14 protein-coding genes are annotated in these 14,352 nt (G+C 69.4%); 11 read left to right on the top strand and 3 right to left on the bottom strand.

The window, feature by feature from the left end; genetic code table 11:
* The first annotated feature begins 65 nt into the window (after positions 1 to 65).
* Positions 66 to 1,331, top strand: a complete 1,266-nt coding sequence (locus AB0F52_RS47330; protein ID WP_360185779.1) for a YncE family protein — start codon at positions 66 to 68, stop codon at positions 1,329 to 1,331.
* A gap of 3 nt (positions 1,332 to 1,334) precedes the next feature.
* Here AB0F52_RS47330 and AB0F52_RS47325 read toward each other — a convergent pair whose 3' ends face one another.
* A complete protein-coding gene (locus AB0F52_RS47325) occupies positions 1,335 to 1,748 on the bottom strand; it encodes a DUF5655 domain-containing protein (protein ID WP_360185776.1) in 414 nt (137 codons plus the stop codon).
* 17 nt (positions 1,749 to 1,765) lie between these two features.
* Entirely contained in the window at positions 1,766 to 2,242 is a 477-nt protein-coding gene (locus AB0F52_RS47320) for a MarR family transcriptional regulator (protein WP_360185772.1), read from the bottom strand.
* A gap of 221 nt (positions 2,243 to 2,463) precedes the next feature.
* Between AB0F52_RS47320 and AB0F52_RS47315 the strand changes: the two genes are divergently transcribed.
* The gene (locus AB0F52_RS47315; protein ID WP_360185769.1) at positions 2,464 to 3,171 is read left to right on the top strand and encodes a DUF4142 domain-containing protein; all 708 of its coding nucleotides are present in this window, start codon (positions 2,464 to 2,466) and stop codon (positions 3,169 to 3,171) included.
* A gap of 104 nt (positions 3,172 to 3,275) precedes the next feature.
* On the opposite strand, the gene AB0F52_RS47310 is transcribed toward AB0F52_RS47315, so the two are convergent.
* The gene (locus tag AB0F52_RS47310) at positions 3,276 to 5,063 is read right to left on the bottom strand and encodes a helix-turn-helix domain-containing protein (RefSeq protein ID WP_360185766.1); all 1,788 of its coding nucleotides are present in this window, start codon (positions 5,061 to 5,063) and stop codon (positions 3,276 to 3,278) included.
* A gap of 138 nt (positions 5,064 to 5,201) precedes the next feature.
* On the opposite strand from AB0F52_RS47310, the gene AB0F52_RS47305 reads away from it, so the two are divergent.
* The 9 genes from AB0F52_RS47305 to groL all read left to right on the top strand — a co-directional run bounded on the left by AB0F52_RS47305 (position 5,202) and on the right by groL (position 14,315).
* On the top strand, positions 5,202 to 5,441 hold the full coding sequence (locus AB0F52_RS47305) for a hypothetical protein (protein WP_360185763.1): 240 nt from the start codon (positions 5,202 to 5,204) through the stop codon (positions 5,439 to 5,441).
* 105 nt (positions 5,442 to 5,546) lie between these two features.
* Complete coding sequence (locus tag AB0F52_RS47300; protein WP_360185760.1) at positions 5,547 to 7,196, top strand: methane monooxygenase; 1,650 nt, start codon at positions 5,547 to 5,549, stop codon at positions 7,194 to 7,196.
* 15 nt (positions 7,197 to 7,211) lie between these two features.
* The gene (locus AB0F52_RS47295) at positions 7,212 to 8,279 is read left to right on the top strand and encodes a 2Fe-2S iron-sulfur cluster binding domain-containing protein (protein WP_360185757.1); all 1,068 of its coding nucleotides are present in this window, start codon (positions 7,212 to 7,214) and stop codon (positions 8,277 to 8,279) included.
* 8 nt (positions 8,280 to 8,287) lie between these two features.
* Entirely contained in the window at positions 8,288 to 9,457 is a 1,170-nt protein-coding gene (locus AB0F52_RS47290; protein WP_360185754.1) for a toluene hydroxylase, read from the top strand.
* Positions 9,454 to 9,825: a propane 2-monooxygenase effector subunit MimD gene (mimD, locus tag AB0F52_RS47285; protein WP_360185752.1), complete on the top strand. Its 372-nt coding sequence runs from the start codon at positions 9,454 to 9,456 to the stop codon at positions 9,823 to 9,825. The genes AB0F52_RS47290 and mimD overlap by 4 nt, the downstream gene beginning before the upstream one ends.
* A 35-nt stretch (positions 9,826 to 9,860) precedes the next feature.
* Positions 9,861 to 10,898 (top strand): amidohydrolase family protein, encoded by a 1,038-nt coding sequence (locus AB0F52_RS47280; protein ID WP_360185749.1) that lies wholly within the window; start codon positions 9,861 to 9,863, stop codon positions 10,896 to 10,898.
* Positions 10,895 to 11,590, top strand: a complete 696-nt coding sequence (locus AB0F52_RS47275) for an iron-sulfur cluster assembly protein (protein WP_360185747.1) — start codon at positions 10,895 to 10,897, stop codon at positions 11,588 to 11,590. The genes AB0F52_RS47280 and AB0F52_RS47275 overlap by 4 nt, the downstream gene beginning before the upstream one ends.
* Positions 11,587 to 12,612, top strand: coding sequence for an NAD(P)-dependent alcohol dehydrogenase (locus AB0F52_RS47270; RefSeq protein WP_360185744.1), 1,026 nt, complete (start codon positions 11,587 to 11,589; stop codon positions 12,610 to 12,612). Before AB0F52_RS47275 ends, AB0F52_RS47270 begins: the two co-directional genes overlap by 4 nt.
* A gap of 11 nt (positions 12,613 to 12,623) precedes the next feature.
* A complete protein-coding gene (gene groL / locus AB0F52_RS47265) occupies positions 12,624 to 14,315 on the top strand; it encodes a chaperonin GroEL (protein ID WP_360185741.1) in 1,692 nt (563 codons plus the stop codon).
* Positions 14,316 to 14,352: the final 37 nt, after the last annotated feature.

Genomic DNA, 14,352 nt, shown 5'->3' with positions numbered 1-14,352 from the left:
CGTTCCTTCGCGAAATCCATCGACCGAAGGTCACCACACCTCTTCAGTGCCGAAAGGTGTCTCCCGTGCGCACTTCCCCGGTCCGTCGGAAACGCTCGTACCTCTCCCGCCTGGCCTGCCTCACCGCGTCGGTCGCGCTCCTGGCGACCGGCGCCGCGGTGCCGGCGACCGGCGCCGCGGCCGCCCTGCGGGAGGTGATGTTCGTCGGCAACAACTGGGAAGGCACGGCGGACGTCATCCAGTCGCGCGGTTCGTTCGCCCGCATCGCGCGGGTGAACATCATCCCGGACAAGGACCAGCGCCTGACGGAGATCTACCTCAACCCGATCAAGCTGGCCTTCTTCCTCGGCATCCGCAACGGGCCCGGCGAAGGGCACGACCAGTTCGTTGACGACATGTACACGACACCGGACGGCGGTTCGGTGGTAGCGTCCCGGCCGAGTTTCGCCGACGTCGTCTCGATCAACCTGGCGACCGGCCGGATCAACTGGCGCTTCCCGGTGTCGGGTTTCCGCTCCGACCACATGGCGGTCTCGCCGGACGGCCGCCGCGTCGCCGTCTCCGCCTCGACGTCGAACACCGTGCACGTGCTGGACATCGTCACCGGTCAGCAGGTGGGCTCCTTCGCGACCGGGGACAAGCCGCACGAGAACGTCTTCACCGACGGCGGCCGGTACCTGTGGAACATGTCGATCGGCGACGTGAACACCGACCTCGACGACCCGGGCTGGGACTTCACCAAGGGGGACCGGCACATCACCGTCGTCGACGCGGCGACGTTCCGCCAGGTCAAGGTGATCGACATGCGCCAGCGGCTGGACGCCTTCGGCCGCAGTGACCTTTCGGACGCCGTGCGGCCGGTCGCGTTCACCCCGGACGAGTCGAAGCTGTACTTCCAGGTGTCGTTCTTCAACGGTTTCGCCGAGTACGACGTCGCCACCGACAAGATCACGCGGGTCAAGGAACTGCCGAAGAACCCGGCCACCAGCGACGACCGCAAGACCTTCGTCAACGACTCGCGCCACCACGGCATGTCGATGAACCCGGCCGGCACCAAGCTCTGCATCGCCGGGACCATGGACGACTACGCGACGGTCGTCGACCGCGCGTCCCTGCAGCAGGGCACGCTGGTGCCGGCGGTGAAGCCGTACTGGGCGACGGTGAGCGGCGACGGCAAGGCCTGCGTGATTTCGGAGGCCGGCGCCGACCAGGTCACCGCGATCGACTTCGCGACCGGGCAGAAACTCGTTTCGGTGCCGGTCGGCGACCACCCGCAGCGGGTCCGCATCGGTCACGTGCCCGACGGGTGGACGGGACCCACGGGTTCCTGAACCTCAGGAGACGGCGAAGGCCGCGGTCAGCCAGCCGCGGACTTCGTCGTCCACATCGGACACTGCGCGCAGGCTGAGCTTGTGCCCGACGCGCGGACCACGAGCCCAGCTCGCCGGGGCGATGCGGGCCGTTTCGACCGGGCTCGGCAACCACAGGTACACCAGAACATCCCGCGAGCGCGGGCGCAGCTCCGCCAGCTTCCGGTCCCGCTTCAGGAACACCCCGACCTTGACGGCGTCTTCGTGGACGTCGCCGAGGGTGCGCAAGTGCTCGAGGACGGCGTCGTAGACCTCGCGCTGCCACGGGGCCTTGCCGGCGAAGGTCTCCTCGACCGTGCAGCCGGGGACGCAGGTGTGCCCCTGCCCGGCGCGGGCGAACTCGCGGTCGCAGCGGGGGCACGTCCACCGGGTCGGCATGCCGTCCAGGATGGCACTCACAGCGCGGCCGGGCCGAGCGCCGGGATGGTGGCGGCCGCGTGCACCAGCTGCCGGGCCGCCTCGGCCGCGGCCGTCCGCTGCGACGGCGGCAGCTTGTCCAGCAGCGCCCCCAGCGCGGCGTGCCGCCGCTCGAGCATCCGCGCCACGATCTCGTGCCCCGTCCCGGTGACCTCCAGCGTGACGACGCTGCGGTTGCCGGGGCTGCGGCCGCGCACCACATAGCCGAGGGCTTCGAGACGATCCGCCAGCCGCGTCACCGAGGACGCGTTGACGCCCATCGCCGCCGCCAGCTGCGAGCTCGGGACCCGGCCGAGGCGGTCGAGGATCAGCAGCAGCCGTGACTGCGGGAACGACACCTCCGGCGGCGCCGCGTGCGCGCATTCCCAGGCGATCCCGACCAGGACCACGGTGAGGCCGTCGAGGGCGGCCACGTCCGGGTCGGCGCCCGGGACCGCGTTTTCGAGGGGTTGCATGGCGCAATACTTGCCAATCGCAAGAGCATCGGTCAAGATGGACATCCCCGGCGCTCGCCGGCGGTGTCCGGCCGGTCGGCCGTTGCTTCCTTTTATCGTGGCCGAGGGCTGCCCAGTTCACTGATTCCGTTGGCGCGTAAGACATTCATAAGGATTTCGTTGAACCTCCGCATGGCGGCATCCGTGTTCCGGGTACCGAACTGCCGTCAGAAGGAGGAAGCATGCCGGATCACCGTGGCATGACGGGCCGTGCCAAGGCCCGGACCGCGCTGGTCGTCGTGGCCACGCTCGCCGTGGTCGGCGTCGGCTCGGTCATGGTGCTGAACGCCAGCGCCCAGACCGCGCCCGGCTCGACGCAGGCGCAGGTCCCGGCGCACGACATGGCCGGTATGCAGATGGGGTCCGCCGCACAGGCCGGGGGCACGAACGACGTGGCCGGCGCCGGGCCGGTCACCGAGCTCGACAAGACGTTCCTGGTCAAGGTCCGCCAGGCCGGGCTCTGGGAGATTCCCGCGGGGGACCTGGCGCAGACCCACGCCAGCAGCGAACAGGTGAAGCGCGCCGGGCTGCACCTGCTGGACGGGCACTCGCACCTCGACCAGCTCGTCCGCGAGGACGCGAAGATCCTCGGCGTGACGCTGCCGGACCAGGCCACCGCCGAACAGCAGGGCTGGGTCCGCCAGCTGACCGACGCACAGGGCCTGGAGTTCGACAAGCTGTTCGCGAACCTGCTGCGCGCCTCGCACGGCAAGATCTTCGCGACCATCGCCGAAGTCCGCGCCGGCACGCAGAACGACGTCATCCGGCGGCACGCCACACAGGCGAACCAGACCGTCCTCGACCACATGACGGTCCTGGAGGACACCGGGCTGGTCGACGCGAAGACGATCGCCGACGTCGCCGCGGCGGTGAACCCGCCGGCGAAGTGACGTCTCTCCTGGGGGAGGACGACACGGGCTCCCGCATGCAGTGAATGACTCATTCCTGACGTCCGACGCCAGGAATGAGTCATTCACTGCATCGATGCCGGCGGCTACCGGGCCGGCGGCACGATGCCGTACTCGTGGATCTTGCGGTAGATCGTCGCCCGGGAGATGCCCAGCAGCTTCGCGGCCCTGACCTTGTTGCCGTCCGCGTCCTCCAGGCACCGCACGATGGCGTCGCGCTCGATCGACTCGAAGCGGTTCAGCGGCCGCCGGGTCACCGCGTGGAATTCCGCCGGGAGGTCGCCGGGGCGGATGGTCCCGGCGCGGCGGCGCTGGGCGACCTTGCGCAGCACCTGGTGGAGCTGGCCGGTGTTGCCCGGCCACTCCGCCCGCATCAGCAGGTGCAGGGCCGCGGCCGAACACGTCAGCCGGCCGCCGTAGCCGAGCTTGCTCAGGACCAGCGGGACGAGTTCGGCGAGGTCTTCGACGTGGTGGCGCAGCGGCGGCACGCGCACCGTCCGGGGGAAGAACTTCAGCAGCTCGGCCAGCGCCGGTTCGGTCTCGGCCTCCGGCACGAGGGTGACCACCACCCACGGCGGGCTCGCGTCCTCGCGCAGGGTCCGCAGGACCGCGGCCAGCGCGGTGGCCGCCGGCGCCGTCAGCCGGTCGGCGTGCCGGATCACCAGCGTGCGGATCGGGGCTTCGGCGTGCTCACGCGGCAGCGCGGCCCAGTCCGTGCCGGGCGCCGCCGCGTCGACGGTCAGCAGCCGCGCCGCCGGGTGGTGACGCTGGTGCAGGCCCTTCGTCAAGGTCAGCTTGCCGGTCCCGGGCTCGCCTTCGAGCGCGACCCACTCGCCACGCTGGTGGCCGCGGTCGAGGTCGTGCCCGCAGCGCTGCCACAGCGGCGCCGAGCCGACGACGCCCGGCAGGTACATCGGCAGCATCGGCGTCGGGACGGCCAAGGGCTCCTCGGCCTCGATCAGCTTCACCGACAGCACGCCACCCGCGGTCTCGGATTCGCGCCGGCCCGCGACCCGGCGGCACAGCACCCGCACCCGCAGCCCGCTGGACAGGGACAGCGTCGCCGGGGTCCGGCGGCTCTCGGCCAGTGCTTCGGTGGCGTGGCCGAGCAGCACCGACTGGTCGGCCGGGTCGAGCAGCTGCCGGGCCCGGTCGTTCATCATCACGATTTCTTCGTTGAACGCCAGCACGATGCCCGTCCACCGGCGGCAGGTCTGCAGGTAGGCCTGGAAGAGCATCATCTCCCGCAGGTCGCTGTGCCGCAGCAGGGCCTGGCGGATCTGCTCGGCCGTCGAGCGCGCCAGCGCGACGAGCAGGCCGCCCGCGTCCTTGTGCCAGCAGGTGAGGTCGACGGCGCCGACCTTCTTGCCCGAGATCGGGTGGTGGATCGGCACCCCCGCGCAGGCCAGGTTCTCCAGGTGCTCGGCGTAGTGCTCGTGCCCGAACACCGTCGTCGGGCGGCCGTCCTCCAGCGCGGTGCCGATGCCGTTCGTGCCGACGGACTGCTCGCCGTAGCTGAACCCGGGTACCAGCTCGACGCGCTCGAGGTGCCGGGCCAGGTCGGCGTCGCCGGTCCGCTGGGTGAGCACGACACCGCCCGGGTCGGTGAGGATGAGGCTGATCGGCTGGCCCTCGAACTGCTCGCCCAGCTTGTGCAGCACCGGTTCGGCACCGCGCATGAGCGGGATGTCGAGGTTCTGGTCGCCGAGGTAGAGCGGGTCGATCCGGTCGGCTTCGACCTGGAACTCCCGCGACCGCCGCCACGAGGCCAGGATCGTCGGGCGGACCGTGTCCGCGGGCACCGCTTCGGCGGTCAGGAACCGCACCCGGGTGCGGGCGAGCACGTCGTCGGCGACCAGGGCCGTCTCGTCCACGTGACCTCCAGTTTCCCCGCGGCCCACGTGGGTGCGGGCACACCCGTTGTGCCGCCCGTCCAGCCTAGGCGTGCGAGGCCCGGGCCGGTGTCTCAAATTGAGACGCTCCCGGTGGCGCGGCGGCGGTGCGATGGGGGCATGGCCGCCGAGACGTACAACCCCTGGACGATCGTCAACCTGGTCTTCACGCACCTGGCCGAGCGGGGCCTGCACCCGGAGCTCGGCGCCGCGGGCCACCCCGGCGAGCCCGCCGCCGCGCTGCTGCGCGCGTTCGGGATCGTCCCCACCGTCGAGGGCGACGCCCGCGTGCAGGCCGGGATCCACGACGAGCTGGCGGGGCTGCGCGCCCGGCTGCTCGACCCCGGCGAAACGTCCTGAGCAGCGGTTCTGTCTCAGATTGAGACCCGCGTCCGCCGCGGATGCCCGCCTAATGGTGAGCGCAGGACGCCCTGGGCGGCGAGCTCAGGAGACAAGGAGTGATCCATGAGTCGCCAGAGCGTGGCGAAAGCCCACCAGAAGATCCAGGAACTGTCGTGGGAACCGGCCTACCACACCCCGGTTTCGCACTACGGCACCGACTACACCTTCCGGAAGGCCAAGAAGAAGGACCCGCTGAAGCAGGTCCTCCGCTCGTACTTCCCGATGCAGGAGGAAAAGGACCACCGGGTCTACGGCGCCGAGGACGGCGCGATCCGCGGCAACATGTTCCGCCAGGTCCAGGAACGCTGGCTGGAGTGGCAGAAGCTGTTCCTGTCGATCATCCCGCTGCCGGAGATCTCCGCGGCGCGGGCGATGCCGCTGCTGTTCCGCACGGTTCCGAACCCGGAGCTGCACAACGGCCAGGCGATCCAGATGATCGACGAGGTCCGGCACTCGACGATCCAGCAGAACCTCAAGCGCCTGTACATGCAGAACTACATCGACCCGGCGGGCTTCAACTCGAGCCTGCGCAACTTCCAGAACGACTACTGCGGCACGATCGGCCGCCAGTTCGCCGAAGGCTTCATCACCGGTGACGCCATCACCGCGGCCAGCATCTACCTCACGATCGTCGCCGAAACGGCGTTCACGAACACGCTGTTCGTCGCCATGCCGGCCGAAGCCGCCGCGAACGGCGACTACCTGTTGCCGACGGTGTTCCACTCGGTCCAGTCCGACGAATCCCGCCACATCAGCAACGGCTACGCGACGCTGCTGATGGCGTTGTCCGACGAAAGCAACCACCAGCTGCTCGAACGCGACCTGCGGTACGCGTGGTGGAACAACCACGCCGTCGTCGATGCCGCGATCGGCACGTTCATCGAATACGGCACCAAGGACCGCCGCAAGGACCGCGAGAGCTACGCGGAAATGTGGCGCCGCTGGATCTACGACGACTACTACCGCAGCTACCTCGTCCCGCTCGAGAAGTACGGCCTGGTGATCCCGCACGACCTCATCGAAGAGGCGTGGAACCGGATCTGGAACAAGGGCTACGTCCACGAAGTCGCGCAGTTCTTCGCCACCGGGTGGCTCGCCAACTACTGGCGCATCGACCCGATGACCGACGAAGACTTCGAGTGGTTCGAGTACAAGTACCCGGGCTGGTACGACAAGTACGGCAAGTGGTGGGAGAACTACAACCGCCTCGCCACGCCGAACGGGCACCACCCGATCGTCGCCGAAGATGTCGGCTACGTGTATCCGCACCGCTGCTGGACGTGCATGGTGCCGTGCCTGATCCGCGAGGACATGGTGGTCGACGAGGTCGACGGTCAGCACCGGACGTACTGCTCGGAGACGTGCCGCTGGACCGACGCCGAGGCGTTCCGGCCCACCTACCAGGGCCGCAGCACCCCGAACATGGGCCAGCTGGTCGGCGCCCGCGAGTGGGAGACGCTCTACCACGGCTGGAACTGGGCCGACGTCGTCTCCGACATGGGCTTCGTCCGCGACGACGGCAAGACCATGGTCGCCCAGCCGCACCTGGACCTGGACCCGAAGAAGATGTGGACGCTCGACCACCTGCGCCGGATGCCCGAGGTGCAGTCGCCGAACGTGCTGCTCAACCAGATGACCGCCGAGCAGCGCGCCGCGTTCGTGGCCGACTACAACCGCCAGGGCCCGGCCGGGCGCCCGGCGCCGCAGGCCTGAGGCGAAGGGCCTGGCATGGCGGACGAGCTCGAAGCACTCTCTCCCGCTGAGAGCGCATCGACACAGCACCGCGTCCGGTTCGAGCCGGTCGGGATCGAGATCGACGTCGCCGAGGACCAGACGATCCTGCGGGCCGCCGCCGAGCAGGGCGTCATGCTCATGCACGGCTGCAAGGAAGGGCAGTGCGCGGCCTGCAAGTCGTTCCTCCTCGACGGCGACGACGTCGAGCACGACCGCTATTCGACCTTCGCGCTGCCCGACTACGAAAAGGAGGAAGGCTTCACGCTGCTGTGCCGGGCCCACGCCTACGAAGACCTGACGATCGAGCTGCTCAACTACGACGAGGAGATGATCCAGTCCGGCCTGCCGATCCAGGAGGCCGAGGTCGAGGTCGTGGCGAACGATCCGGTGACCCACGACCTGCGGCACCTGGTCGTCCGGCTGGACCAGGACCTGAAGTTCTTCCCCGGCCAGTACCTCGACTTCGCCGTCCCGGGAACCGAGGAGACGCGGTCGTTCTCCATGGCCAACACCTCGGCCCGCGCCGGGTTCCTGGAGTTCGTCATCAAGATCTACCCCGACGGGCTGTTCTCCCGGTTCCTGGCCGCCGAAGTCGCGGTCGGCGACCGGCTCCGGGTGACCGGCCCGTTCGGGGTGTTCACCCTCCGGGACAACCCGGGCCGGGACCTCGTGTTCGTCGGCGGCGGGGCCGGGATGGCGCCGATCCTGTCGCTGCTGCGGTCCATGGCCGAGCGCGGCATCGACCGGAAGGCGACCTTCTACTACGGCGCCCGCCGCCGTCACGACCTCTGCTTCGAGGCGGAACTGCGGGAGCTGGAAGCGAAACTGCCCGGCTTCCGGTACGTCCCCGCGCTGTCCGAACCGGGCGACGACGACTGGACCGGCGAAACCGGTTTCGTCACCGACGTCCTGCGCCGGGAGGGCGTCGACCTGACCGGCGCCGACGCCTACGTCTGCGGGCCGCCGCCGATGGTCGAGGCCGCGCTGGAGCTGCTGCCCGCCCTCGGCGTCGACGGCAAGCGCGTCTTCTACGACAAGTTCACCACCACGGGCGAAGGGTAAGGAAACCCATGACAGCCACCTCCGAACGCAGCGTGCCGAAGCCGGCGTTCACCGACGCCGAAGCGGGTGCGAAGGTCTTCCCGGACTCCACTGCCCGCCAGTACAACTACTTCACCCCGGCCAAGCGCAAGCAGAGCCACTACGAAGACGTCACCGTCGAGGTCCAGCCCGACCCGCGGCACTACCTGTCCCAGGGCTGGCTGTACGCCTTCGCCGACGGCAAGGCCGGGTACCCGCTGGAATGGACGGCGCTGAAGGCATGGGGTTCGGACCGTCCGGTGCCGGAACGCGGACCCGGGTCCGGCGGCAAGGGTTACGACTGGCCGGCGCACGGCTGGCACGAGTTCCGCGACCCCAACGAGGAGTGGGAGCTCACCCTCTACCGCTACAACGCGAACGTCGTCCGCCAGCTCAACCAGAACATCGACGCCGCGCGCCAGGCCAAGGCGTTCGAGCAGTGGAACCGCAACTGGGTCGACTTCGTCGCCAAGCACGTCGGCGCGTGGATGCACGTCGACCACGGCCTCGGCCTGTACCTGTTCGCCAACGCCAACCGGCGCGCCCCGACGAACATGCACAACAACGCCATCTCGGTGAACAGCATGCACCGCATCCGTGCGGCCCAGGACCTGGCGCTGTACAACCTGACGCTCACCGAGGAGATCGAGGGCTTCGACGGCACGGCCCACCTGGCCACCTGGAACGAGGACCCGGCCTGGCAGGGCGTGCGGGACACCGCCGAGCAGCTGACCGGGATCTGGGACTGGGGCGAGGCGATCTTCGCCGCGAACGTGGTCTTCGAGCCGCTCGTCGGCGAGCTGTTCCGCAGCAACCTGGTCCAGCAGGCCGCGCCGGCGAACGGCGACTTCGTCACCCCGACGCTGATCGGCGCCGAGGAGTTCGACTTCTCCGAACGCGACCTCCGCTACACCAAGCCGCTGTTCCACCTGCTGATCAACGACAAGGAGTTCGCCGACCACAACAAGGCGCTGCTGCAGAAGTGGCTCGAGGACTGGGTGCCGCGGTGCATCGCCGCCGCCCGCACGCTGCAGCCGCTGTGGTCGCAGCCCGACGCCAAGCCGATCCGGTTCGAGGACGGTCTCGACCGCGTGAAGAGCCGGTTCGCCGGCATCCTGTCCGAATTGGGCCTCAAAGCACCGGAGGAGCTGGGCCAGTGACTGTCTTCAAGACCGCGGAAAGCCCGTTCAAGGCCGACAACACCGCGTCGAACATGTGCGGGTTCACCCTGATGAACAACCAGGTCGGCGCGATCATCGCGGAAGTCATGGCCGCCAAGGAGAACGTGACCGTGACCCCGCTGCCGTCGATGATCCGCGTCGACGCCCGGGGCCGGACGGACCTGGTCTACGCCGAGGTCGACGAGGCCGCCGGCGAAGAAGAAGGCTGGTTCAACGCGGCCGAGTTCGAGGAGAGCATGTCCACCCACTACGGGCGGATGATCCACGAAGACGACCGCACGATCATGTTCGCCAACCCCGAGGACGCGGCCGAGTACCTCGACTTCGACCTCAAGGTAATCCGCTAGGTACGAGCACTCGATCCCGCTCAGGAGGATCAACCATGTACGAAAAAGACGGCGAAAAGTACTTCGTGGTGGACGCCCACACCCACTTCTGGGACGCGAGCCCGGAGAACTGGGTGGAGGGCCAGGAGGAATACGCCAAGGGCTGGATCGAGTGCTTCCACGCCTACCAGGGACTCGGCCCGAAGGAGACGCACTGGCCGATCGACCGGTTCCAGAAGTACTCCGAGGAACTGATGATGCACGACCTGTTCGAGGCCGGGCACGTCGACACCGCCATCTTCCAGCCGACGAACCTGCGGCAGTGGTACAAGAACGGCTTCAACACCACCGAAGCCGACGCGGCGCTGGCCGAGAAGCACCCCGGCAGGTTTCTCGTCAACACCACCTTCGACCCGCGTGAAGGCGACGAAGGCCTGAAGGCGCTCGAGGAGCGGGTCAAGCGCTACGGCTGCAAGGGCGTCAAGCTCTACACGGCGGAGTGGCGCGGTGACTCCCGCGGCTGGAGCCTGAAGGACCCGGAGGCGGCTCGCTACCTCGAGAAGTGCGAGGAACTCGGCGTCAAGAACGTCCACATCCACAAGGGACCGACGATCTGGCCCCTCGACAAGGACGCCTTCGATGTGTCCGATGTGGACTACGCGGCGACGAACTTCCAGGGTTTGAACTTCATCGTCGAGCACGTCGGCCTGCCGCGCATCGAGGACTTCTGCTTCATGGCCACCCAGGAGCGGAACGTCTACGCGGGCCTGGCCGTCGTCGTCGGCGGACTGATGCACGCCCGCCCGAAGTTCTTCGCGAAGGTCATGGGCGAGCTGATGTTCTGGCTCGGCGAGGACAAGCTGATCTTCGGGGCGGACTACGCGATCTGGGAGCCGAAGTGGCAGGTCGAGGGGTTCGTCGACTGGAACATGCCCGGTGACGACGAGCTGTCGGACTTCCCGCCGCTGACCGTCGACCAGAAGAAGAAGATCCTCGGGCTGAACGCCGCCCGCCTCTACGGCATCGACGTCCCCGAGGAGCTGAAGCTCGCGGATCCGAAGAACGTCGAGCCCGTCGGCGTGCCGAACTCATGACCGCCGTGGTGACCGGGGCCCGCGCCGCCGTGTGGGCGGCGCTGGGCACCGTCCGGGATCCCGAACTGGACGAACCCCTCACCGACCTCGGGTTCGTGGCCCGCTGCGAGGTGAGCGACGCGGGCCACGCCGTCGTCCGGCTGCGGCTGCCGACGTACTTCTGCGCGCCCAACTTCGCGTTCCTGATGGTGGCGGACGCCTACGACGCCGTGGCCGGCGTGCCGGGCCTGACCGGGCTCGACATCCGGCTCGACGACCACTTCGCGTCCGACGTCATCAACCGCGGGGTGGCCGCGCGGCAGGGGTTCGTCGCGTCGTTCGAGGGCGAGGCCGCCGACGAGCTCGACACGCTGCGGTACGACTTCGTCCGCAAGGCCGTGCTGGCCGGCACCGACCGCGTCTGCCGGTCCCTCGGCCGAGATCCGCGATCGCTGACCCTCGGTGACGTCCCGCCGAGCCCGGACCTGGACCGGTTGCGGGCCCGCCGCCGCGAGCTGGGTCTGCCCGCCGAGGACGGCGACCCGCTGCTGCTCGACCCGGCGACGGGGAGGGCGGTAGCCCCGGCCGACGCGAAGCGGCACCTCGCCTTCGCCCGGCTGACGCGCACGAGCATGGAGGCCAACTCGGGCGTCTGCCGCGGCATGTTGCGCGCGCGGTACGCGCTGACCAGCGAAGAGGAGGGCACGGGATGAAGGCCGTGCGGCTGCGGAAGTACCACCAGCACCCGGTGATCGAAGACGTCCCGGAGCCGCGCGCCACCGGGCCCTTCGACGTCGTGGTCAAGATCGGCGGCGCCGGCGTCTGCCGCACCGACCTGCACATCATCGAGGAGCAGTGGGCCGAGAAGTCCGGCGTCGAGCTGCCGTACACGATCGGCCACGAGAACGCGGGCTGGGTGCACGAGGTCGGCCCGGCGGTGACGAACGTCGAGGTCGGCGACACGGTCATCCTGCACCCGACGCCGACGTGCGGCCTGTGCCACGCCTGCCGCGCGGGCGACGACATGCACTGTCCCAACGGGAGCTTCCCGGGCATCAGCAGCGACGGCGGGATGGCCGAATACCTGCTGACGTCGGCGCGGGCATGCATCAAGCTCGATCCGTCGACCCAACCGGAAGACGTCGCGGCCCTCGCCGACGCGGGGATCACCGCCTACCACGCGGTGCGCAAGGCCGTCCCGCACCTGTACCCGGGCACCACCTGCGTCGTCAACGGCGCCGGCGGCCTCGGGCACATCGGCATCCAGTCGCTTCGCGCGTTGACGGCCGCCCGCGTGATCGTGGTCGACCGCAACGCCGACGCCCTCGAACTGGCGTCGACCCTGGGTGCCGACGAGACCGTGCTGGCCGACGGCAAACAGGTCGACGCCGTGCTCGACCTGACCGGCGGCAACGGCGCCGAGGTCGTGTTCGACTTCGTCGCCGAACAGGGCGCCCAGCAGGACGCGTTCGCGATGACCCGCCGCGCCGGGTCGCACTTCGTCATCGGCTACGGCTCGAACATCGAGATCCCGACGATCGACATCATCTCCACCGAGCGCAACGTCATCGGCAACCTCGTCGGCACCTACAACGACCTGGCCGAGCTGATGGTGCTGGCCCAGGCCGGGAAGGTCACCCTGCACACGAAGAAGTACCCCCTGGACGCGGCGCTCGACGCGCTGGCGGACCTCGACGCCGGGCGCGTGCGCGGCCGGGCCATCCTCACCCCCTAGGAGCACCGCACATGGCGAAGGAACTGCGGTTCGGCGCGGACGCCCGCGACCTGCTGCTGGCGGGCGTCGACAAGCTGGCCGAAGCGGTCAAGTCCACGTTGGGCCCCAAGGGCCGCAACGTGATCATCGAGAAGATCACCGGCTCCCCGGTGGTCACCAACGACGGCGTCACCATCGCGCGCGAGATCCACCTGAAGAACCAGTTCGAGAACATGGGCGCGCAGCTGGTCAAGGAAGCGGCGATCAAGACCAACGACGTCGTCGGCGACGGCACCACCACGGCCACCGTGCTCGCCCAGGCGATCGTCCGCGAAGGCATGCGGGCGATCTCGGCCGGCGGCAACCCGGTGCTGGTCAAGCGCGGCATCGACCACGCCGTCGGCCTGCTGGTGGCGCACCTGGAGAAGCAGGCCCACCCGGTGGTGTCCGAACAGGACTACGCCCGGGTGGCGGCGATCTCGGCCAACGACGACGACGCCGTGGGCGTCGTGATCGCCAAGGCCCTGCACACCGTCGGCGACGGCGGCGTGGTGACGGTCGAGGAGTCGCCGACGATCGGGATGAGCGTCGAGTTCGTCGAAGGGTTCGAGTTCGACAACGGCTACCTCTCGCCGTACCTGGTCACCGACCCGGGCCGGCTGGAAGCGGTGCTCGACGACCCGTACATCCTGATGTGCGCGGAGAAGATCACCAAGGTGCAGCAGCTGATGCCGTTGCTGGACAAGGTGATGCGGGCGCCCCGGCCCTTGGTGGTGATCGGCGAGACGGTCGAGGGCACGGCGCTGTCCATGCTGGTGCACAACCACATGAACGGCACCTTCCAGTCGGTCGCCGTCCGCGCGCCGGGCTTCGGCGACCGGCGGCTGCACAAGCTGGAGGACCTGGCCGCCATCGTCGGCGGCGCGGTGCTCTCGCGGCAGTCCGGGTTCACGATGGAGACGATGACCCTGGACCACCTCGGCCGGGCCAAGCAGGTCCGGGTCACCGAGAACCGCACCACGATCGTCGGCGGCGCGGGTTCTCCGGACGCGGTGGACTTCCGGGTCGGGCAGCTGCGGGCCGAGCTGGAGCGCGCGCAGTTCGGCGTCGACGAAGACGTCCTGACCGAGCGGATCGGGGCGCTGACCGGCAAGGTCGCGGTCGTCCGCGTCGGCGCGGCCACCCCGGCGGAGCTGAAGGAGCTGCAGCACCGGGTCGAAGACGCGCTGTCGGCGACCCGGGCGGCGATGGCCGAGGGCATCGTGGCCGGCGGGGGAGCGGCACTGCTCCACGCCGAGAAGGCCCTGGAGGGCCTCGGGCTGGAGGGTGACCAGGCGATCGGCGTCGAGATCGTCCGGCGGGCGCTGGCCGAACCGGCGTTCCTCATCGCCTACAACGCGGGCCACCCGGCCCACGAGATCGTCGCGCGCACCCGGGAACTCGGCGACGACGAGGGCTTCGACGCCCTGCACGACCGCTTCGGGGACATGATCGCCCTCGGGGTGGTCGACCCGCTGCGGGTGTGCCGGTCCGCCGTGCAGAACGGCGCTTCGGTGGCGGGCCTGCTGCTCACGACGAACTCGCTGATCGCCGAGGAGCAGACCCCGTGGGGCGGCAGCGCGGCCCTGATGACCGAGTTCGGCCCGCTGGACGAGGGCCTGCACCAGCCCTCGCCCGATGCGAGCACGCCGCAGTCCCTCGGGATGGGCCCCTCCGTCGGCTGAGTTCCACGTCCGACAGCCCACGGAGTGAGGAGGTCTT

Source organism: Amycolatopsis sp. NPDC024027, from assembly GCF_040638975.1.
In the GTDB taxonomy this organism is placed as follows: Bacteria; Actinomycetota; Actinomycetes; order Mycobacteriales; family Pseudonocardiaceae; genus Amycolatopsis.
Note: the sequence above shows the minus strand (reverse complement) of the source record. Positions and strands in the feature narration are given on the sequence as shown.